The sequence below is a fragment of the Gilliamella sp. wkB171 genome, from assembly GCF_001693755.1.
Classification (GTDB): Bacteria; Pseudomonadota; Gammaproteobacteria; order Enterobacterales; family Orbaceae; genus Gilliamella; species Gilliamella apicola_F.
This window is the reverse complement of sequence record NZ_LYST01000031.1, coordinates 134,773-157,577: the sequence shown is the minus strand read 5'-3', so window position 1 is coordinate 157,577 and position 22,805 is coordinate 134,773. Positions and strand designations below refer to the sequence as shown.

At 34.9% G+C, this 22,805-nt stretch carries 20 protein-coding genes and 4 tRNA genes; 15 read left to right on the top strand and 9 right to left on the bottom strand.

The annotated features are described in order from the left end of the window. Positions 1 to 15 precede the first annotated feature (15 nt). The 3 genes from A9G03_RS03670 to A9G03_RS03660 are packed head-to-tail and all read right to left on the bottom strand — an operon-like array spanning position 16 to position 3,498. Complete coding sequence (locus A9G03_RS03670) at positions 16 to 600, bottom strand: ABC-type transport auxiliary lipoprotein family protein (protein WP_065798432.1); 585 nt, start codon at positions 598 to 600, stop codon at positions 16 to 18. Next, the gene (gene pqiB, locus A9G03_RS03665; RefSeq protein WP_065798431.1) at positions 600 to 2,237 is read right to left on the bottom strand and encodes an intermembrane transport protein PqiB; all 1,638 of its coding nucleotides are present in this window, start codon (positions 2,235 to 2,237) and stop codon (positions 600 to 602) included. The genes A9G03_RS03670 and pqiB overlap by 1 nt, the downstream gene beginning before the upstream one ends. 10 nt (positions 2,238 to 2,247) lie before the next feature. Beyond that, positions 2,248 to 3,498, bottom strand: a complete 1,251-nt coding sequence (locus A9G03_RS03660) for a PqiA/YebS family transporter subunit (RefSeq protein WP_065633843.1) — start codon at positions 3,496 to 3,498, stop codon at positions 2,248 to 2,250. Between the two features lie 473 nt (positions 3,499 to 3,971). On the opposite strand from A9G03_RS03660, the gene recA reads away from it, so the two are divergent. The 10 genes from recA (at position 3,972) to rarD (ending at position 11,625) form a co-directional block, all read left to right on the top strand. Next, complete coding sequence (gene recA, locus A9G03_RS03655; RefSeq protein WP_065798430.1) at positions 3,972 to 5,018, top strand: recombinase RecA; 1,047 nt, start codon at positions 3,972 to 3,974, stop codon at positions 5,016 to 5,018. Between the two features lie 2 nt (positions 5,019 to 5,020). Further along, complete coding sequence (locus A9G03_RS03650; protein ID WP_065798429.1) at positions 5,021 to 5,524, top strand: regulatory protein RecX; 504 nt, start codon at positions 5,021 to 5,023, stop codon at positions 5,522 to 5,524. Between the two features lie 206 nt (positions 5,525 to 5,730). After that, positions 5,731 to 8,364, top strand: coding sequence for an alanine--tRNA ligase (gene alaS / locus A9G03_RS03645; RefSeq protein ID WP_065798428.1), 2,634 nt, complete (start codon positions 5,731 to 5,733; stop codon positions 8,362 to 8,364). Positions 8,365 to 8,505: 141 nt separating this feature from the next. Further along, complete coding sequence (gene csrA / locus A9G03_RS03640) at positions 8,506 to 8,706, top strand: carbon storage regulator CsrA (protein ID WP_065633847.1); 201 nt, start codon at positions 8,506 to 8,508, stop codon at positions 8,704 to 8,706. Between the two features lie 124 nt (positions 8,707 to 8,830). Beyond that, a tRNA-Ser gene (locus A9G03_RS03635) sits at positions 8,831 to 8,923 on the top strand. A 20-nt stretch (positions 8,924 to 8,943) separates the two neighbouring features. Then, a tRNA-Arg gene (locus A9G03_RS03630) sits at positions 8,944 to 9,020 on the top strand. Positions 9,021 to 9,040: 20 nt separating this feature from the next. Continuing rightward, positions 9,041 to 9,117: transfer RNA gene (locus A9G03_RS03625), tRNA-Arg, on the top strand. 19 nt (positions 9,118 to 9,136) lie between these two features. After that, positions 9,137 to 9,213: transfer RNA gene (locus A9G03_RS03620), tRNA-Arg, on the top strand. 154 nt (positions 9,214 to 9,367) lie between these two features. Then, on the top strand, positions 9,368 to 10,660 hold the full coding sequence (serS, locus tag A9G03_RS03615) for a serine--tRNA ligase (protein WP_065633848.1): 1,293 nt from the start codon (positions 9,368 to 9,370) through the stop codon (positions 10,658 to 10,660). A 68-nt stretch (positions 10,661 to 10,728) separates the two neighbouring features. Then, on the top strand, positions 10,729 to 11,625 hold the full coding sequence (gene rarD / locus A9G03_RS03610) for an EamA family transporter RarD (protein WP_065798427.1): 897 nt from the start codon (positions 10,729 to 10,731) through the stop codon (positions 11,623 to 11,625). 44 nt (positions 11,626 to 11,669) lie between these two features. Here the strand turns inward: rarD and pflA are convergent, their stop codons facing one another. The 5 genes from pflA to A9G03_RS03585 form a co-directional block, all read right to left on the bottom strand. After that, complete coding sequence (gene pflA, locus A9G03_RS03605) at positions 11,670 to 12,446, bottom strand: pyruvate formate lyase 1-activating protein (protein WP_218056844.1); 777 nt, start codon at positions 12,444 to 12,446, stop codon at positions 11,670 to 11,672. 254 nt (positions 12,447 to 12,700) lie between these two features. Continuing rightward, positions 12,701 to 14,983, bottom strand: a complete 2,283-nt coding sequence (pflB, locus tag A9G03_RS03600) for a formate C-acetyltransferase (RefSeq protein WP_065633850.1) — start codon at positions 14,981 to 14,983, stop codon at positions 12,701 to 12,703. 69 nt (positions 14,984 to 15,052) lie between these two features. Further along, positions 15,053 to 15,901 (bottom strand): formate transporter FocA, encoded by an 849-nt coding sequence (gene focA, locus A9G03_RS03595; RefSeq protein ID WP_081297488.1) that lies wholly within the window; start codon positions 15,899 to 15,901, stop codon positions 15,053 to 15,055. Between the two features lie 366 nt (positions 15,902 to 16,267). After that, positions 16,268 to 17,338 carry a membrane-bound lytic murein transglycosylase MltC gene (gene mltC / locus A9G03_RS03590; protein WP_065633851.1) on the bottom strand — a complete coding sequence of 357 codons (1,071 nt, stop codon included), beginning with the start codon at positions 17,336 to 17,338 and terminating at the stop codon, positions 16,268 to 16,270. Between the two features lie 8 nt (positions 17,339 to 17,346). Further along, positions 17,347 to 17,616, bottom strand: a complete 270-nt coding sequence (locus A9G03_RS03585; RefSeq protein ID WP_065633852.1) for an oxidative damage protection protein — start codon at positions 17,614 to 17,616, stop codon at positions 17,347 to 17,349. Between the two features lie 212 nt (positions 17,617 to 17,828). Between A9G03_RS03585 and argD the strand changes: the two genes are divergently transcribed. From argD to A9G03_RS03570, 3 genes are all read left to right on the top strand, one after another. Further along, a complete protein-coding gene (gene argD, locus A9G03_RS03580; RefSeq protein WP_306453246.1) occupies positions 17,829 to 19,043 on the top strand; it encodes a bifunctional acetylornithine/succinyldiaminopimelate transaminase in 1,215 nt (404 codons plus the stop codon). 68 nt (positions 19,044 to 19,111) lie between these two features. Further along, entirely contained in the window at positions 19,112 to 19,723 is a 612-nt protein-coding gene (gene yihA, locus A9G03_RS03575; protein WP_065798425.1) for a ribosome biogenesis GTP-binding protein YihA/YsxC, read from the top strand. A gap of 12 nt (positions 19,724 to 19,735) precedes the next feature. Continuing rightward, positions 19,736 to 20,722: a serine/threonine protein kinase gene (locus A9G03_RS03570; RefSeq protein ID WP_065633855.1), complete on the top strand. Its 987-nt coding sequence runs from the start codon at positions 19,736 to 19,738 to the stop codon at positions 20,720 to 20,722. A 61-nt stretch (positions 20,723 to 20,783) separates the two neighbouring features. Here A9G03_RS03570 and A9G03_RS03565 read toward each other — a convergent pair whose 3' ends face one another. Beyond that, positions 20,784 to 21,080 (bottom strand): GIY-YIG nuclease family protein, encoded by a 297-nt coding sequence (locus tag A9G03_RS03565; RefSeq protein ID WP_143425814.1) that lies wholly within the window; start codon positions 21,078 to 21,080, stop codon positions 20,784 to 20,786. A gap of 185 nt (positions 21,081 to 21,265) precedes the next feature. Between A9G03_RS03565 and A9G03_RS03560 the strand changes: the two genes are divergently transcribed. After that, positions 21,266 to 21,970, top strand: coding sequence for a lipopolysaccharide core heptose(II) kinase RfaY (locus A9G03_RS03560; protein ID WP_065633857.1), 705 nt, complete (start codon positions 21,266 to 21,268; stop codon positions 21,968 to 21,970). 200 nt (positions 21,971 to 22,170) lie between these two features. Beyond that, a complete protein-coding gene (locus tag A9G03_RS03555) occupies positions 22,171 to 22,758 on the top strand; it encodes a hypothetical protein (protein WP_065633858.1) in 588 nt (195 codons plus the stop codon). Positions 22,759 to 22,805 lie beyond the last annotated feature (47 nt).

Genomic DNA, 22,805 nt, shown 5'->3' with positions numbered 1-22,805 from the left:
ATATTTATTTTTAAATTAACGCGTTATTGAATTTGCAAAATCTTGCTCTTCTTCTTGCCAACCTTTAGATAACGCTTTCACCAATGCATCATAACCGTTGGTCATAAGAGGAATATGGCGTTCAAAGGGTTTAGTCTCGATGTTATTATGACTATCTGTTATAACCCATCTTCCCTTGATAAGCGCATCGCCTGAATAACTACCATGGAAACCCTCAATAAACAATTTTACCGTTAAAGTTGGTGTTGATAGTGATTTACTGGAAACTAAATAATCAGGAAGAAAAACACTTAAGTCTTGAACTACGCGATCTTGAAGTTGTTGCGATAAAGTGGATGCCCAAAGATGGTTTGTTGCAGTTACATATTTAATATCATCTGTTTGCAAAACAATTCCTGGTCTATTTAAAAAATTTGCCACATCTACCGTTTCAATCCAAATAAAATGCTGAGTTTTTTTCATTGAGTGTGACGTTTGGTTAGGTAAATCACTCGCTAATTGAAAATAGCTTTTGCTTGGCGCATTAGAAGAACATCCCACTAATAAACTCAGCGATATTGCAACAACAATTGAGATTAGGTGTCGTATTATTTTAACCATCATTTTGTACCTTTAGCTTTAGGTTCTTGATCTTTCTTATTCGGTGCAGAAAATATCAATGCATTACTTTTATCATTGAGGGTATTAAGTAATGGCGTTAATTCATCCATCATTTGTTGCACTTTTTGTAGACTTTCTTTCATTTGATTATTCAAATCAGAACCTGGTTGTAATCCTTTCATGGTCTCATTTAATGAATGCATAGCCTTTTGAAGATCTTTTGGCATATTTTGCATTTCTTTACTTGCCATAATTTGATTTATCGAATTCATTAACCGCTCGCTTGAAGCAAGTGATTTATTAAATTGAGACATCGTGTTATTAAGTGGTAAATTATTAAAATTATCAAGTAATTGCATAATTTTAGCTTGTATTTGAGCAATTCCTGTTGATGTGGTGTCAATCGTGTCGTAACCAAATTGTTTTGACTTTTTAACATCATACTTATTTTTCAGATCAGAATAGAAATCCAGATCGATATAAAGTGCACCAGTAAACATATTTGATGTTTTCAAAGATGCCCTTAAGCCATTTTTTTGCTCATCCATAATAAGTGTAGCAATATCTATCTTCTGATCTACAAGTTCCGACAAGCGGTCTGGTTCAATCCTTATCAGAACAGGAACTTTTTGATTAAGAATTGAAGATTGTTCTAACATTTCTGGGGTATAAAATGGAACCTTCGAAACGGTACCTAATCGAATACCATGATATTCAACCGGTGCACCTTCAGAAAGCCCTGATATTGAATCAGATAGCATAATAAGAAATTCTTTATATTCAGTATATTGTGAATCTTGAATGGATTTTTTATTTTCATATAACTTATATACAGAATATTGCTCAGCGGGTGCACCTAACTTTGATCCATCCGGTAAATCAAAACTAATGCCACCTGACAATAAAACATCTAATGAAGGCACATTTAAACTCGCACCTAGTGATGATAACGTTAAATTAATACCGCCTTCTTTCCAAAAACGTACGTTTTGGGTCACTAATGCATCATAAGGTTGAGTGATAAAAATTTGATATTTCATTTTACGTGAAGCAACATCAAACTGTGATGTTTCAACATTGCCAACACGATAACCATGAAACATAACCGAAGCACCACGAGGAATGACACCATTTTGATCACTTTCTAAATTCAACCGTATACCTTTGATACTCGGGTCAGATAACGGCGGCGCATCTGATAAAATAAAAGGATTATTTTTAAAGCTATGTGTATCATTACCTGATGCTAACTCAATATAAACACCTGACAAGATAGTGTTCAAGCCGGTAACACCATCTCGACCTATCTCGGGTTTCACAACCCAAAATATTGAATCATTTTTAAGTAATGGTTTCATATCGTTATAGATTCGACCTTTAACCACCACTTGGTTGTAATCATCCGATAGGGTTACTTCATCAACAATACCCACATCGACACTGCGATTTTTGATTACCGTTTTACCTGCAACAATACCACTTGCATCTTTAGCAAGTAGGGTAAATGGAGTGCCACGGTCAGCATAATGAGAATAAATAATCCAAAGCCCAACAACAGCAGTGACAATTGGTATTATCCATATTGCTGAAATAGCTCTGATTTTAATTATTTTTGCTAATTTACTTGTTGTTACCATATTGTTCCTATTATTCTATTTTTTTATTCGTTGTACGATCCCAAATTAATCGAGGATCAAAATTTTGTGATGCAATCATTGTAATAATCACCACTGTTGCAAAAAATATTACGCCGATGTCGGGGTAAACGCCCATCATTTGCTGATTTCTAACCAAAGAACAGACAACCGATACCACAAAAATATCAATCATTGACCATTTACCAATAAATTCAACAGCGGTATATAGTTTCTTCATTTTTAGACAATTATGTCGATGTTTTTTCTTGGCTGCTAAAGCAAAATAACAAAGCCAGCTAAGCGAAATAATTTTCAAAATCGGAATAACTACACTGGCGATAAAAATGACTAATGCAACCGGTATATCACCTGCTTGCCACATATAAATAACGCCATCGAGAATAGTTGAACTTGATGGCGAACCAAAAACAACTGTTATCATAATTCCAAACAAATTAGCTGGAATATAGATAATTAACGATGTCACTAATAAAGCAATAGTCCATTGTATTTTATTTCTATTTCTTGTTTGGCTTTTTTGTTTACAACGAGGACATTTGACATAATGTTCAGGTAAAATCGCCTCACAATAATGACACAGTTTTAAATGCTGACAAATTCCTGTCTTACCTACTTTTAATTCATCATTAGCAAAATTATTATTATGGATTTCGTTCCAAATCGTTTCTGGAGAAAAAATCACATCAGCTTTTATATAAAAAAAGACAAACAAACAAAAGGCCCAAAAAGTTTCAGTTACACCAATGCTACCGTAACTCATTAACTTAACAAAGCTCACCAAAATACCGGTTAAAAATATTTCAGGCATACACCAATGTTGTAATTTTTCATAAACAATTAATAGATCTCTTTTTCGATATTTTGACAATGACAATTTAGAACAAAGGACAGTGATAATAGCAAGATTAAAAATAGGAAAAGCTAAAACAAATACAATAAATAATGCAGATAGATAACTGTACTTGTCAAAGAACATAATACTAGGAATATCTAAAATACTCACACCATTAAAATTGCCTACTAAGCGTATATCAATAAAAATAAATCTGCAAGCAACGGCAATCATAATTAAAGAACAAATAGCATACATCGTTGCTCTAAACTTCATATTAATATTTTTTTTTGCCAACGTTGTATTGCAGCGAGGACATACAGCTTTGTGCCCGGATGTGACCTGTGAAAGTTCAGTGAGTAAATCACAATTTGAACATAATACGTAATGAGGTTGAGCAATGGTCATTATTTTCCTTATTACAATAAATAATAGCCCTAATTTATAGAGTTTTTTCTAGTTAACATTATATTTCATTAAAAAATTGATTCATTAATTCGAAAACGACTATTGGGAATAATTACTTCAACACACTACATATAATGGTTAAGATATTTCGCTGCTAATAATAACAAATGGTTTTTTTTTATGAAAGTATTACCTAAGCAAATTGCTACAATTTGATTATAAAATTTAATCTACCTGCAACGCACAAACGCAATTTAACCCTATAAAAATGAGAAAGCTATATTGGATAAAAGTTAAAATACAAGTATCTTTAAACTCAAACTTAACGCTATTATTTCATTACAAATAAGTAAAATATTATCAACTAGTTGCTACTGTTAATTAAATACTTATTAAACATAAAAAAAACTTGATACTGTATAACAATACAGTATAATGTACATCAATATCCTTACTAATCGGAATTTTATAATATGAACGAAAACAAACAACGTGCACTTTCAGCAGCATTAAGTCAAATAGAAAAACAATTTGGTAAAGGTTCAATTATGCGTTTAGGGGATACCCAAACGTTAGATGTTGACGCGGTTTCAACTGGTTCATTAGGGCTTGATATCGCATTAGGTATTGGCGGACTACCAATGGGTAGAATTGTCGAAATCTTTGGACCAGAATCATCAGGAAAAACTACATTAACTTTATCTGTTATTGCGCAAGCACAAAAAGAAGGTAAAACTTGTGCTTTCATCGATGCTGAGCATGCTTTAGATCCAATTTATGCAGCAAAATTAGGTGTACAAGTTGATGATTTATTAGTTTCACAACCCGATACAGGTGAACAAGCACTTGAAATTTGTGATGCATTAGTGCGTTCTGGTGCTGTAGATGTCATTATCGTCGACTCCGTTGCTGCTCTGACACCAAAAGCAGAGATCGAAGGTGAAATGGGCGACTCTCATATGGGATTACAAGCCCGCTTAATGTCACAAGCATTACGTAAATTAACTGCTAACATTAAAAATGCTAATTGCTTAGTAGTATTTATTAACCAAATTCGTATGAAAATTGGTGTTATGTTTGGTAATCCAGAAACAACAACTGGTGGTAATGCACTTAAATTCTATGCATCTGTTCGTTTAGATATAAGGCGTACTGGAGCTGTTAAAGAAGGTGAAGATGTTATTGGTAGTGACACACGTGTTAAAGTGGTCAAAAACAAAGTTGCAGCACCATTTAGACAAGCAGAATTCCAAATCCTTTATGGATGTGGTATCTCTAAAGAAGGTGAATTAATTGATTTAGGTGTAAAACATAAGCTCGTTGATAAAGCTGGTGCATGGTACAGTTACAATGGTGAAAAAGTTGGTCAAGGTAAAGCTAACTCTATCAAGTTTTTACAAGAGCATCCTGAAATCGCCCAAGAACTTGAAACCAAATTACGAGATTTACTGCTAAACAGCCCTGCTGTTTTCTCTGCTGATGATGACGAAGTTGTATCAGAAGAAGACAACAACTTTTAGTCATGAGTAAAAAACTTAATAAATTAATTTTAAATAAAGCTGTGCAATTACTTGCACAGCGCGATCATTCATCTTATGAATTACAAAATAAAATAGTGCAATTTTTTGCTAAAAAAATACAATGCTCAGAAGATGAATATCATGAACAGTTAAATCAATTAAAAATTGAAACCGCTGATGTTATTCAATATTGTATCGATCACAATTGGATGAATGACAGACAATATATCGAAAAATATATTGCTATACGCGCCAATAAAGGTTATGGTCAATATAAAATTGCATTAGAGTTAAAACAGCGTGGTCTGGACGTCGATTTAAGCCGTGAACTATTACAAATAACAGACATTAATTGGAGTGAAATTGCTCATCAACAATTATTAAAAAAGTTTAAACTCATTGATATTAAAAAAGATTATCGCCAAAAACAGAAAGTAATTCAATTTTTAACCGCTAGAGGCTATAGCCAAGATAATATTAAAACCGCATGTAATTTATTGACTTAAGTTTGTATAATACCTAGAATATAATACAGTTAAATTAAACACAGCCCATTACAAAGAAAGCTCACTATATCATTTTTATTTTTCCTTATATTTACTTGTTATATTAGTTAGATTCACCGCAGTATAAAGAATATTTACTTTTCAACTTTAGTTGTAACGGGTATATTACTATGTTTAAAAATCTATCGTTTAATATGGAAGCCTAAATGAAAAGCACTGCAGAAATTCGTCAAAATTTTCTTGACTTTTTCCATAGCAAAGGACACGAAATTGTCGCAAGTAGTTCCCTTGTTCCACATAATGATCCAACTCTTTTGTTTACTAATGCAGGAATGAATCAATTTAAAGATGTATTTCTTGGAATAGATAAGCGTTCCTACACTCGAGCAACTACCGCACAGCGGTGTGTACGAGCTGGTGGAAAACATAATGACCTTGATAATGTAGGTTATACTGCTCGTCATCATACATTTTTCGAAATGTTAGGTAACTTTAGTTTTGGTGATTATTTCAAACATGATGCGATTCATTTTGCTTGGGAGTTATTAACCAGTAAAGAATGGTTTAATCTTCCTAAAGAAAAATTAACTGTCACTGTTTATGAAACTGATGATGAAGCCTACTCTATTTGGCAAAACGAAATTGGTATACCTAAAGAACGTATTATACGCATAGGTGATAACAAGGGCGCGCCTTATGCTTCAGATAATTTTTGGCAAATGGGTGATACAGGACCTTGTGGACCTTGTACTGAAATATTTTACGATCATGGCGATCATATTTGGGGAGGACCTCCAGGTAGTGCTGAAGAAGACGGTGACCGATTCATTGAAATCTGGAACATTGTATTTATGCAATTTAATCGCCATCCTGATGGTACTATGGAACCTTTACCTAAACCGTCTGTCGATACCGGTATGGGATTAGAACGAATTGCAGCAGTTTTGCAACATGTTAACTCTAACTATGAAATTGATTTGTTCAAAAAACTCATTAAAGATACGGCTCAAATCATTCAAACTAAAGACTTAGAAAGTAAATCATTACGTGTTATAGCGGACCATATTCGTTCTTGTGCTTTTCTAATTTCAGATGGCGTAATGCCTTCTAATGAAGGTCGAGGCTATGTATTGCGTCGTATTATTCGACGAGCAGTACGACATGGCCATATGCTTGGTGCAAAAGATATTTTCTTTTACAAACTAGTTAAACCATTAATTGAGGTGATGGGCAGCGCTGCAACAGAATTAGCGCATAATCAAAAAATGGTTGAAAATACCCTTAAAACCGAAGAAGAACAATTTCTAAAAACCCTTGAACGTGGATTATTTTTACTCGATCAAGAATTAGGTAAAATAACTGGTTCTGTGTTGCCCGGTGATATTGCATTTAAACTTTATGATACATATGGCTTTCCATTGGATTTAACAGCCGATGTATGCCGAGAAAAAAACATCACAATTGATGAAGATGGTTTTAATAAATGTATGGAAGAGCAACGCAAGCGAGCTCGTGAATCTAGTGCATTTAGTGTCGATTACAGTAATGTTATTAAACTCGATGATAAAACCGAATTTTTAGGTTATCAGGAAACTGAAGCTTCAGGCAAAGTGATTGCCATTTTCCAAGGTGGCCATAAAGTCGAAAGTATTAATGCTGGTGATGAAGCCATCATTGTACTAGATAAAACACCTTTTTATGGCGAGTCAGGCGGACAAATCGGCGATAAAGGCGTGTTAACTGCTGCAAACGTTGAATTTAAAGTTATCGATTGCCAAAAATACGGTAAAAGTATTGGACATATAGGCAATATTACTAAAGGATCACTAAAAGTTGGTGATACAGTAACAGCAGCTATTGATGTTGAACTAAGAGAACGTATTCGTCGTAACCACTCAGCGACCCATTTATTGCAAGCAGCATTACAACAAATATTAGGTAAGCATGTTCATCAAAAAGGTTCCTTGGTTAATGATAGTTACTTACGCTTTGACTTTTCGCACAATCAAGCAATTACATCCGAGCAACTGATTGAAATCGAAAATCTGGTTAACCAACAGATACGACGTAACTTGCCAGTTGAGATAGAATTAATGCCTATTGATCAAGCAAAAAGCAAAGGTGCAATGGCATTATTCGGCGAAAAATACGAAGAAATTGTACGCGTATTAACTATGGGTGATTTTTCAATTGAACTTTGTGGTGGTACTCACGTTAGTAGAACCGGTGATATAGGTTTATTTAAAATCACTTCTGAGTCAAGCATCGCTTCTGGTGTTCGCAGAATTGAGGCAACATCTGGGCAAAATGCGATGGAATACATCCATCATGAAGCTAATTTGTTAAATCAAATTGGATTACTTATAAAAAGTGACAAATCGACAATTTTAACACGAGTTGAACAATTAATTGATCAAACTAAAGTGTTAGAAAAAACCATTGAGCAATTGAAGGCTGAAAAAGCTAGCCAAGAAAGTCAACAATTGTTAAATCAATGTGAAAAAATCAATAATAAAAACTTACTAATTGCTAAACTTGATAACGTCGAAGCTAAGCTGTTGCGCACAATGATTGATGATCTTAAAAATCAATTAAAAACAGGCGTCATAGTTTTAGCTGCTGTCAATGATGGCAAAATCAATTTAGCAGCTGGCGTAACTAATGACTTATTAGGCATTGTTAAAGCTGGCGAATTAGTTTCTCAATTAGCATTAAAAGTAGGTGGTAAGGGCGGTGGGCGGCCTGATTTCGCTCAAGCAGGTGGAATGGATCTTTCGGCGTTACCAGAAGCTTTATCTTCTGTAAAAAAGGAAATCAGTAATAAATTACAAGCAAGTTAGCCAGATATGCTCAAATGAATATTAATTAAACATTAGAGTGTATTCTGTAAAATTCCGTCTTTCTGTCTCACCGATGGAAGGCTGACGAAGCTATATCTTAAAATTGTTTGGATATATACTTAACTGATATTAGGAGATCTAATGTTAATTTTAACTAGGAGAGTAGGTGAAACATTAATTATTGGTGACGATGTAGTCATTACTATTTTAGGCGTCAAAGGTAACCAAGTCAGAATTGGTATCAATGCACCTAAAGAAGTTTCTATCCATAGAGAAGAAATATATAACAGAATCCATCATTCGCAAGACAAAATTGATGAGATATCTGAGCCCAAAGAGTAATATTGGGCAGGAAATAAACAACTAGTGCGCACAAACGAAAAAATGTTTGACTTATTTTTTCTAGAACGTAATATGTGCGCCACACATTGTGATTTTGTTGTTGAAACCAAATCACAGTTGTTTTGGTGAGATGGCCGAGAGGCTGAAGGCGCTCCCCTGCTAAGGGAGTATGCGGTCAAAAGCTGCATCGAGGGTTCGAATCCCTCTCTCACCGCCATTTTTAAAAATTTAAAATATGCATCCGTAGCTCAGCTGGATAGAGTACCCGGCTACGAACCGGGCGGTCAGGGGTTCGAATCCCTTCGGATGCACCATTTTAAAAAAATTCTAAAACGCATCCGTAGCTCAGCTGGATAGAGTACCCGGCTACGAACCGGGCGGTCAGGGGTTCGAATCCCTTCGGATGCACCATTTTTTTACGAACTTACAAGCATCCGTAGCTCAGCTGGATAGAGCACTCGGCTTCGAACCGAGCGGTCAGGGGTTCGAATCCCTTCGGGTGCGCCATTTCGGTTGAATCCCGGCATAATTCTAGTATACTAAGCTCACAAACTTTATATCTTTTATCAATCTACTTTTTTATTTATATATGTTGTTAGCTAGATTAAAATAACGGTTCAAGTAGATAGATAGCTTTAATAAATAATAATGGACTTTTTTTATGTTGGATCCAAACTTACTTCGAAATGAATTAGATCTTGTTGCCAAAAAATTATCTCGACGCGGATTTAAATTAGATGTTGAAACACTAAGTCAACTAGAAGAAAAACGAAAAGTTTTACAAGTTGAAACTGAAAACTTACAGGCTGAACGTAACGCCCGCTCTAAAGCGATTGGTGAAGCAAAAGCTCGTGGCGAAGATATCACGGCTGTACGTGAAGAAGTCAATAAACTTGGTGAAAAGCTCAATACCGCAAAAGCAGAGCTTGAAATCCTACTTAACCAAATCAAAGATATTGCATCAAATATTCCAAATATTCCTGATGATTCCGTTCCTGATGGCAAAGATGAAAATGACAATGTCGAAGTATCCCGTTTTGGTACACCAAGAACATTCGATTTTCCGGTACTTGATCATGTTGCTTTAGGTGAACGTTTTGGTGGGCTTGATTTTGCTGCTGGTGTAAAACTTACCGGTGCACGTTTTGTTGTTATGAAATCACAAATTGCACGTTTACATCGAGCGATAACGCAATTTATGCTAGATCTCCATACCGAGCAACATGGTTATGAAGAAATCTATGTGCCATACCTCGTCAATAAAGCTACCCTATTTGGTACCGGGCAATTACCAAAATTCGCAGGTGACCTATTTCACACTAAACCACTTGATGAAGAGGCCGAAAGCAGTAATTATGCACTAATCCCTACAGCAGAAGTACCCGTTACTAATTTAGTGCGAGATGAAATTCTAGATGAAAGTGTATTACCATTAAAAATGACGGCTCATACGCCTTGTTTCCGCTCTGAAGCGGGTTCTTATGGTAAAGATACCCGTGGTTTAATTCGAATGCATCAATTTGATAAAGTGGAGCTTGTTCAGATTGTCAAACCTGAAGAGTCCATGAAAGCATTAGAAGAGCTAACTGGGCATGCTGAAAAGGTATTACAGCTACTTGAGCTACCTTATCGAAAAATCGTATTATGTACCGGTGATATGGGCTTTGGCTCATGTAAAACCTACGATCTTGAAGTATGGGTGCCAGCTCAAAATACTTATCGCGAAATTTCGTCTTGTTCAAATATGTGGGATTTCCAAGCTCGTCGAATGCAAGCACGTTATCGCAATAAAGCAGATAATAAAACTTACCTAGTTCATACCTTAAATGGTTCTGGATTAGCGGTAGGACGAACTCTTGTTGCGATTATGGAAAACTATCAACAGGCTGATGGCTCTATCAAAGTACCATCAGTATTAGTACCCTACATGAATGGCGTAGAAGTGATTGGTTAAAGATAAATCAATTTAGCTTAAGATAGCGCTACTAATAGCGCTATTTTTTTATTAATTTAGGTGAAAAAATGATAAAAGGTGTTGTCCTTTCAATACTTGCATCATGTCTTTTTGGATTACTTTATTATTATCCAGTATTACTACAGCCGCTTTCGGTTGTCGATATTTTTTGCTGGCGATTATTAACGTCTTTTCCTGCAATTATTATTCTTATCTGTTTTGAAAAACAATGGTCAGCTATTGCTGATCTATTTTTGCGAATAAAACAACGACCAGTATTACTTTTGGGATTGATAGCATCCTCATTACTTTTGACCATCCAAATGCTTATTTTTATTTGGGCACCGCTTAATGGTCATGGTTTATCTGCATCTTTGGGATATTTTTTATTACCCTTAGCAATGGTCATTTTTGGCAAAGTTTTCTATGGAGAAACATTAACATTTTTTCAAAAAATTGCTGTCTCTCTTGCTGCTATTGGTGTCTGTTTAGAAATTTACACAACCAGAGCCTTTTCATGGGAAACAGCAGTGATAGCGCTTGGTTATCCAATTTACTTTATGACAAGAAGAAAACTACAAATAGAAGGCATATCAGGGACCTTTTCAGATTTTTTCTTCATTTTTTTAGGTTGTCTTAGTTATTTTATTTTCAATTATAACGTACAACAAATTATTAATGATTTAACCCATTTTCATATCTTTATCCCTATGCTTGGGATAATTACCGCTATTGCTTTTGCCATGTATTTTGTTGCCAGAAGATTACTACCTATGGGCTTATTTGGATTGCTCGGCTATGTAGAGCCAGTTTTACTAACTTGTGTTTCTCTATTATTCTTACACGAATCAATCCCATCACAGCATATTATTTCATATGGATTTATTTGGTTATCTGTTTGTGTATTAGCGTTGGAAGGAAGTATATTTGTACTAAGAGCGATAAAGCGAAAAAGAATTCGCTAATTAAGCAGACACAAATCTTGTGCCTGTTTAATTTAAGGATGATATTACTTACTAAATGTCACAGGTTGGCCGTAGCTTTCTATAATAGATTGAATCCTATCAAGTGTCTCCCTTGGTGGGGCTTCAACGCCTTCCAATTGATACTTATCACCAAACGTTTCCCATTTGTAAGCACCAAGCTTATGATAAGGTAATAACTCTACTCGTTCGATATTACTCATGCCTTGGATAAATTTACCTAATAAATGTGCTGAGTCATCATCATCCGTCCAACCCGGAACAACAACATATCGAATCCAAGTTTTCTTATTGATTTTTTGTAAATATTTAGCGAACTCTAATACACGTTTATTGGATACACCGACCAACTTTTGATGTATCTCATCATTCAACTGTTTCAAATCAAGCATAACCAGATCAGTCACGTCCATTAGCTCTTCTAGAGTATGATCGATCTGTCTAGCATAACCATTGGTATCTAAACAAGTATTAATGCCCTCTTTATGGCAAGCTTTAAACCACTCAGTAATAAATTCAGACTGTAATGTCGCTTCTCCACCCGATGCAGTAACCCCACCACCATTGGGCATAATAAAGCTTTTATAAGAAACTATCTCTTTCATTAACTCATCAACTGTCACTTCCTTGCCCGCTTTTAAATCCCAAGTATCGCGGTTATGACAGTATAAGCAACGCATTAAACAACCTTGAAAAAAAACAATGAAGCGAATTCCCGGTCCATCAACTGTACCGAAAGATTCAAAAGAATGGATACGACCTTTAATCGGTTGTTTTGTTGTCATAATAATATTTTGTTCCATAAATGTTCTCTAATAATTACTCACATTGCTTTTATATTTATTTAAGTATTTTAACTCATATAATGTTATTTTTTACCAATTACATTAATTGAATATACTGTTATTAGTTGCAATTATACAAAATAAATACTAACAAGTATTAAATTTATCTTACCTACAGCAACATTTCTATAAGTGGATAGCAAATAATTCAATTGACAAAAAAATAGCGCCCAAATTGGACGCTATTTAATGCAAATCATCAATTAACTAAATTACATTGATTGTGTAAAAGTACGTGAAATTACGTCTTTTTGTTGCTCTTTAGTTAAAGAATTGAAACGCACTGCATATCCAGAAACACGAATAGTTAATTGTGGATATTTTTCAGGATGATCCATCGCATCTAATAATGTTTCACGGTTAAGTACGTTCACATTAAGATGTTGACCACCTTCAATAGTTGCTTCATGGTGGAAGTAACCATCCATTAAGCCTGCTAAGTTACGTTTACGTGCACTATCATCTTTACCTAACGCATTTGGAACGATAGAGAAAGTATACGAAATACCATCTTTCGCATAAGCAAATGGAAGTTTAGCAACAGATGTTAATGAAGCAACCGCACCTTTTTGGTCACGACCGTGCATTGGGTTAGCACCTGGACCAAATGGAGCACCAGCACGACGACCATCAGGTGTATTACCAGTTTTCTTACCATATACAACGTTTGAAGTAATAGTTAACACTGATTGTGTAGGAATTGCATTACGATAAGTTTTAAGTTTTTGAATTTTCTTCATGAAACGTTCAACTAAATCAACTGCGATATCATCTACACGTGGATCATTGTTACCAAATTGTGGGTATTCACCTTCAATTTCAAAGTCCACAGCAAGACCATCTTCATCACGAATCGTTTTAACTTTCGCATATTTAATCGCAGATAATGAGTCAGCAGCAACAGATAGACCTGCAATACCACATGCCATAGTACGAATAATATCACGATCGTGTAATGCCATTAATGATGCTTCATAGCTATATTTGTCGTGCATATAGTGAATAGCATTTAACGCAGTTACATATTGTTTTGCTAACCAATCCATAAAGTGATCTAAACGAGCAAAAACTTTATCAAAATCAAGATATTCGTCAGTAATTGGCGCTTCTTTTGGACCTACTTGCATTTTTAGTTTCTCATCCACACCACCATTGATTGCGTATAGAAGAGTTTTAGCAAGGTTTGCACGCGCACCAAAGAATTGCATTTGTTTACCAACAATCATTGGACTTACACAACATGCGATAGCATAGTCATCGTTGTTAAAGTCAGGGCGCATTAAGTCATCATTTTCATATTGTAATGATGAAGTATCAATAGATACTTTTGATGCAAACTCTTTAAATCCACTTGGTAATTGTTCAGACCAAAGAATTGTCATATTTGGTTCTGGTGATGGACCCATAGTGTAAAGTGTATTTAAGAAACGGAATGAAGTTTTAGTCACTAAAGTACGACCATCTACACCCATACCAGCGATAGATTCAGTTGCCCAAATTGGGTCACCAGAGAATAATTCATCATATTCAGGCGTACGTAAGAAACGAACCATACGTAATTTCATAACGAAATGGTCAACAATTTCTTGAGCGTCTTTTTCAGTGATTAAGCCGGCTTCAAGGTCACGTTGGAAGTAAATATCAAAGAATGTAGAAGTACGACCAAGAGACATTGCCGCACCGTTTTGTGATTTAACTGCTGCTAAATAACCAAAGTAAGTCCATTGTACCGCTTCTTGAGCAGTTTTAGCAGGTCCAGAAATATCGTAACCATATTTAGCGGCCATTTCTTTAATTTGACCAAGTGCACGATGTTGTTCCGCAATTTCTTCACGACGTTGCATAGTCATAGCTAAGTCAACACCATTTTCAAAATCAGCTTGTAATGAATTGAATTGCGCATATTTATCTTGCATTAAGTAGTCAATACCGTAAAGTGCAACACGACGGTAATCCCCAATGATACGACCACGGCCATAAGCATCTGGAAGACCAGTGATAACGCCTGATTTACGACAACGTAAAATATCTGGAGTATAGATATCAAAAACACCTTGGTTATGGGTTTTACGATATTCAGTGAAGATTTTTTTAACTAAAGGATCAAGTGTACGGTTATAAGCCTTACATGAGTTCTCGATCATTTTAATACCACCAAACGGAATAATCGCACGTTTTAATGGTTTTTCAGTTTGTAAACCAACAATTTTTTCTAAATCTTTTTCAATATAACCTGCGTCATGAGCAGTAATTGTCGAAATAACACTTGTATCAAAATCCACAGGGGCATGGGTAGCATTTTCAATTTTAATGCCTTCCATTACTTTATCCCATAACTTAGTTGTCGCATCAGTTGCACCAGCTAAGAAAGACTCATCGCCTTCATATGGCGTGTAGTTCTTTTGAATAAAATCGCGGACATTAACATTATTTTGCCAATCACCATCTTTAAATCCTTTCCAAGCAACTGCTTGTACTTCGTTTAAATTACTCATAGTTTTTCACCTCAGGTTTACAAAAATAGTTATTTACCGCTCATATAAATGAGGGTAAATATTTTAAAATCAATGTGGCTTACGTAAATATAAAGCCCAATAAGGTAGCGCAACAGCTAATCCACCTAAAATATTCCCGATTGTTACCGGGATTAAATTATTTATAATAAAATGCTCAACAGTTAATTCTTTAAATGCATCTGCCGACAATCCAACAGCAGACCAAAATTCCGGTGAAGCAAAATTTTTAATTACAATTCCCATAGGAATCATAAACATATTTGCGATACTATGTTCAAATCCACTTGCCACAAACATAGCAACAGGTAATACCATAACTAACATCTTGTCGAGTAAACTGCGACCAGCATAACTCATCCAAGCAGCCAAACATACCATTAAATTAGCCAGTAAACCTAAAAATACTGCTTCAATAAAAGTATGGTGCAATTTATGATCTGCGGTTTGTAAAACGTTTAATCCCCACAATCCATTAGCTACCATATATTGACCTGAAAGCCAAATAACTGCTACAAACAGTATAGCACCAATAAAGTTACCAATATAGACAAAAATCCAATTGCGTAGCATTTTTAGCCAACTCACTTTGTGAGTCATTTTAGGTAAAATAGTTAATACTGTTGAAGTAAAAAGATCTGCACCACAGCAAACAACTAACATTAATCCTAATGAAAAGCAGATACCACCGACTAATTTTGCTAAACCAAAAGCAACACCAGCCGTTCCAGTTGTCACAGTGATATAAAATACAAATGCAATGGAAATAAAAACACCTGCAATGATGGCAGAAAGAAGCGTGCTACAAGGGTGTTTATTTACTTTGTAATTGCCGATGTCTTCAGCGATCTGGGTCATTTGCGCGGGGGAAAACGAATCCACGAGTTTATCTGTACTCAAACTAACATCCTCAAAAAAACTAGGGTTTTATGAGAGCCATAGTATACTCAAAATTTGAAGCAGATCACGTTTTTTTTATTAAAAAATTTTATAACAAAAAATCATTATTTGTTAAAGAAATCACTTTTACTATAAATAATTAATCTAAGATTATTCACCAAAATTTAAAATATCTAATTAATTAAATTTATTTTTTTAGCATCCATATAAACATTTTTATAAAATATAACGGTTATAATACCGTTTAAAATAATCGATAGATTCACTTCAGAACTATTCTTACAAATTTGTTGTGATTGTTTGAAATATATCCTTTACGCTTCATTACTAATTTTGCAAATGAAGCGTTATCACCCTATAACCCGCTTATTTATTATCTAAAATTCGACTCACTTTTATTAAGTAATTTCGGGATTCTTGAGAAACGTGCGAAGTCACTAATTTTCGATAAACTTGCTGTGGTGTCATAGAATTAATAATGTTAATGGCTTCGTTACGGTCATTAGAAAACGTACGCAATACACTTCCTGCTCCACCGTTATAAGAAGTAATCATGGCATATCTTAAAGAAATTGGATTATTAATGCCTGCTAAATATTTAGTCTTTAATAGAGATAGATAGGCTGTGCCCATATCGACATTATTACGAGGATCGAGTAAAAACTTACGGCTTGGTTCGCCTGACTTACCTTTTAATTTAAAAATGTCACGACCTGCTGTATGTTGCTGAACTTGCATAAGACCTAATGCGTCGGTTCGACTTACTGCGTACGGGTTAAATGCTGACTCAACTTCCATAATTGCTAAAATTAATCGTTCATCAATAAAATAACGATTCGAAGCTTCAGTTACAAGTGGTAAAAACTTTTTAGCACGTTGATTAATGTGGTTAGGCACAAGTTTGATTTCAACATAAGTAATTAAATGAGAACCTGATTTACGCTGTTTTAAATTATTCGCTAACACATAATCAGCAAAGCTATTAGCTCGCGCACTCCAACGAATGGGCTGCCGTTCTTGGTCAAGAACTTGGTTATATAAAAAAGGTTCTTTTGACAAGTCCTGACTGATTTTATCTTTACGTATAATATCAACAGGTTCAGGCATTAATAGTGTTGAAACGATGGCTTCTTTTAAATTATCAAGTGGAGAACTGGATAATGTCTCAACAGTAATGACACCAGAAACAAAATTAATATGGACTCGAGTTTGTAAATTATCCTCATATTGCACATAATCTTTAGGCCCTGCTATAAGCACCTCTTTAGGACCCCATATTTGTTCGATATTATTTGCATATTGACCAATTAAAATATTAAACGCATTGGTATCTTTTACATAATAATCTTCGTCGATTTTATTGGAATTTTTACTAGGACAACCACTTAAAAGGCTCACTGTCACGAATAATGAAATAATTTTTATTTTGTTTTTCATTTGAGTTCTCAGTTTTTAGGTTTGTATCCGTCAATGACAATATCTTCACCTTCAAATAAAAATTTTACCATCTCACTTTCGATTTTTTTACGGTGTTCAGAATTCATCATATTATATTTGTTTTCATTAATTAACATAGTTTGTTTTTTTAGCCACTCTTGCCAAGCACTTTTAGAGATTTCATTATAAATTCGTTTACCAAGTTCACCTGGATAAAGTTGAAAATCTAAACCTTCTGCGTCTTTTTTTAAATAATGACAATAAATAACACGGCTCATCTTAATTCCTATTGAGAGACAATTATCATTTGACCAACGATTATACCCGAAAATGGTACGATAAAAACAATAAAATTGTTGCCTTAATCAATTTCGTTCTCACGGTTTGGAAAATGAATTTTAATTCAAATATAATGAATAATTATTTACTTTACTAAACATTTAAATTACATAAAATAGATGTAACAATTTAGATAAAATATAAGGATAAAATGATGACCACCAAAATCACTCGAGAATTATTTGATAAAGTTATTTTACCTGTTTATGCGCCAGCTCAATTTATTCCTGTTAAAGGTCAAGGCAGCCGTGTTTGGGACCAGCATGGTGAAGATTATATCGATTTTGCTGGTGGTATAGCGGTTAATGCCCTTGGTCATTGCCATCCAAGATTAGTTAAAGCACTACAGGAACAAAGCGAAAAATTATGGCATGTTAGTAATGTATTTACTAATGAACCGGCCTTGACTCTTGCGCAAAAACTAATTGATAACACGTTTGCAGATCGTGTGTTTTTCGCTAATTCAGGGGCTGAAGCCAATGAGGCAGCATTTAAACTGGCTCGATACTATGCAACTGAAAAATATAGCCCTTATAAAACAAAAATCATCTCCTTTTATCAATCTTTTCATGGTCGTACTTTTTTTACTGTATCTGTGGGTGGGCAAGCAAAATATTCCGATGGTTTTGGACCAAAACCGGCAGATATTGTTCATGTTCCTTTTAACAATCTAGATGCGGTTAAAGCAATAATCGATGACCATACTTGTGCAGTAGTATTAGAACCGGTACAAGGCGAAGGTGGCTTAACTTCCGCAACCCCAGAATTTTTACACGGTGTGCGTGAGCTTTGTGATCAATATAAAGCACTGTTAATCTTTGACGAAGTACAATGCGGCATGGGACGTACTGGTAGTTTATTTACCTATCAACAATATGGAATAACACCCGACATATTGACTTCGGCTAAAGCATTAGGGGGGGGATTCCCTATTAGCGCAATGCTGACCACCAATGAAATAGCCTCGGTAATGCACCCTGGAGTGCATGGTACTACCTATGGCGGTAATCCTTTAGCTTGTGCCGTTGGTTGTGAGGCTTTTGATATTATTAACTCGCCAGAAGTGCTAGAAGGCGTTCAACAGCGAAGAGCAATATTTATTGAAAAACTAGAAGAGATTAATGATCAATTTAAAGTGTTTCGAGAATATCGCGGCAAAGGTTTATTATTAGGCGCCGAACTTCAACCGCAATTTCATGATAAAGCAAGAGACTTTCTTAATGTTGCAACAGAATTTAAAGTTATGATTTTAAATGCGGGCACCAATGTACTAAGATTTACACCTTCACTAATCATCTCTGAAAATGAAATACAAGAAGGCATGATGCGCTTTGCAAAAGCCGTCGAAAAGGTTGTCAACGCTTAAGTTTTTCTATACAGTAACGGCATTTTAATCAATTAGGTGCCGTTAATGCACTTAAAGGATACTTTGTTATGACCGATATTCGCCCCTTAAATTACGCAAAAACACACTTTATTTTAAGTGCGCCAGATATATCACACCTACCAAGTGATAGTGGCGTTGAAGTTGCTTTTGCTGGTAGATCTAACGCAGGTAAATCCAGTGCGCTCAACACACTAACGAATCAAAAAACATTAGCCCGAACCAGTAAAACACCAGGCAGAACCCAATTAATTAATCTTTTTGAAGTAGAAGAAAATTGCCGTTTGGTCGATTTACCAGGCTATGGTTATGCGCAAGTGCCTGAAGCAATAAAACGAAAATGGCAAAAATCACTGGGTGAATATCTACAAAAACGAGAAAGCCTAAAAGGGTTAGTCATACTGATGGATATCAGACATCCACTCAAAGATCTCGATCAACAGATGATTGATTGGGCTGTATCGGTTGAAATTCCGGTGATGTTATTGCTAACTAAAGCCGATAAGCTTGCGTCTGGCGCGTTAAAAAAACAAGTCAATATGGTTAAAGAGGCAATCCTACCTTTTCAAGGTGATATTACTGTTGCGCCTTTTTCATCACCTAAACGAATTGGATTAGATGCATTAAAGCAAAAACTAGATCAATGGTTTAATCAACAGTAAGGAAACCATTTGATGAGTCAATTAGATTTTTCATTTCAATCATTATCACCAGAATTGATCATCGATAGTTTGGCAACTATTGGTATTGATGTTGACTCAGGCTTAACAGCGCTCAATAGTTACGAAAATCGCGTCTACCAATTTATGGATGAACAACGTGTTCGCTATGTAGTAAAGTTTTATCGGCCCAATCGTTGGAATCGGCAGCAGATCCTTGAAGAGCATCAATTTACTAAGCAACTATTTGACGCAGAAATTCCAGCTATTGCACCATTAACACTCAATGGCTGTACATTACATGAAAATCAGAACTATTTGTTTGCTGTTTTTCCTAGCGTAGGTGGACGGCAATATGAAATGGATAATATTAACCAAATGGAATCGGTTGCCACCTTACTTGCACGGATTCATCAAATTGGCGCAAAACAACTGTTTTTACATCGTCCAACTATCGGATTAGACGAGTATTTATATCACCCAAAAGAAATCCTATTATCGAGTAATCTGGTCCCCAATAAAGTACGATTTGAACTCACGGAAACGTTATCAACATTAACCCAAACAATCGAACAGCATTGGCATAACGATTGGCAACCTATTCGTATTCACGCCGATTGTCATCCTGGTAATATTTTATGGCGTGATAATGCTATGTTTGTTGATTTTGATGATGCACGTAATGGACCAGCAGTCCAAGATATGTGGATGCTACTTTATGGAACCGAGCAAGAACAACGCTTACAATTAGATACCTTGATTGAAATCTATCAAGAATTTTATGATTTCGACACTGCACAGCTCAAATTAATCGAGCCTTTAAGAGCAATGCGTATGGTGCATCATCTAGCTTGGATTATAATGCGATGGCAAGATCCCGCTTTTCCGCCCGCTTTTACATGGATAACAGATGAGGATTTTTGGCTTCAACAATTAGCAACATTTAGACAGCAAATTATTGCTATCAAATCACCAGCAATTCAATTGCTATCGGTTAGATAAATAAATTAGGTAAATAAAATAGACAAACTAAAATTAAAAAACAGCCAGTGTCACTGTAATGTTAAAGTCCTAACTTTTCTAATAACACATCTAAACTAGGCTGAAGTTGAACTAATTGTTCTTTTTTGGGTTTGGAAAGTTGTTTAATCCGATACTCAAGCCTTAAAGCTGTTGATCTATCACCTACACAAACTTGATACACAATTGCAAGATCTTGATGACCTTTTAAATGCTTTGCGCCCTTACCGCTTTGGTGTTGATGTAAACGTCGGCTCGTATCTGTTGTGATACCGGTGTACAATGATTGTTTAGCGGTTCTAATAATATATAAAAACCACATAACTGATTTACTATTCATAGTTATCTCAACTTGATAAATTCATTTATCTTTTATAGTTTATCATTATTAATTCATTATATGCATGTGCCTATTTGCGTGAATTTTGTTAGAATAGTCACTTAGGTAAGATTACTACTTCTTTTACTTTATTTAACTTACTGTTCTAGATAGTCCCCATGTTATATATTTTGAGGCGTTAAAATTTGAATAACTTTGCAAAAATTATTGAAGTTGAACGTGGCGATATGAAATTCGCTTATGTTGATAATGATGAAATTAATTATTTAGACCTTTTTGACCAATTTCTGGCAGAAGAAGGGCATCGCGAACTCCTCGACCCCAGTGATAAACTAGAGCGATATACTTATTTGATCAATCACAATCAAAGCAAATTTATCTTTAAAATTGATGGTGGGATCGAACATCGTTTAGAGCGCAAGCTTATTGCCAAAATTACTGGCGATTTTTATTTCAACCTCATTCGAAAGTTGGCAAAAATATCATTAGATAAATGTGATATTGCTTATGAGCTTTATTTGGTTGCTTTTGACAAAAAAACACAGCGCCATTATATGATTTTCAATTTTATTGAAGGCCGCTCATTAAAATGGGAAGAAATGGAGCAGTATGGCGATCAAATAAAAGACTGTATTGAAAAATTACACAGTTATAATTTAGTTTCTAATGACGTACATGGTGGTAATTTTATTTTAACACCTGACGGCAAAATTAAAGCGATTGATTTAACTAATTCTGGTTTTATTTGGTTAACGAAAGCGAATGATGCTATTGAATTAAAAGAACGCTTCAATATCAAAATCAAAGTCCCTGTTTTAGCAATGGCAATTAAAAAATTTACCCATGGCTTTAAAAAATTATCACGAAAAATACGTGGTAAAAAAGATTAAATTAACCAGATGAGAGAAGGTAAAACTTCTCTCTTAATTTATTAATACATACTGTTGCCTTTGAAGATTTAATTAGTAAAAATTAGCCCTCCATCTAGTTTATAGATTATCATTTTATTCGTTTTTCAAACCATAGAAACACTAGCAAATCTATGTATAACCAGCTAGAATTAATCAGTTAATTCTAATAAGGGTGTGGTATGAAAAAGTTAATTGGTATTGTGACAATATTTACGATGCTAACTGGGTGTACATCTCAAAAGATGATGTCAATTTATCAAACGCAAGGTGTAGAAATCGGTCAAAATTCATCTGGTGTTGATATAGTGAATAAATATACTACTTCACGCCCTATTACTGCCCTTCACTCCTCTTTAGCACTGTGTATAGCTCAAGAACTTGATAATAGCCCTGTGGTATTAACCAGTGATAACTATTTTGGTTCACGCTGGTGGTCATATTATAACATGCCAGTTCAACAACAGGCCGTCACAGTCAGTGGTGGTGATACAATTAAATTAGTTGAAGGAAATAGTGTTGTCGCTAACGCAGTTACAGACTACGAATATTATATTAAGTATTTTGTTAGTTATACCCTGACAACAACACGCAATCAAAATGATATCCGTTATCTGTTTAGTAATATTAAACAAGCCCAGCAATTTACTGGTTCAGTGGTCAATGACGGCTTTGAAAACGTAAAAACATTAGAAAGCGCGCATCCAAACTTAGTTATTGATGCATTAAATAAAGAGGTTGATAAAATTCAAGCTTGCTTATTGCGATAATACAAAATTAAGCAATACACTTATCTTGTAAAGATATGTTTTAAAGA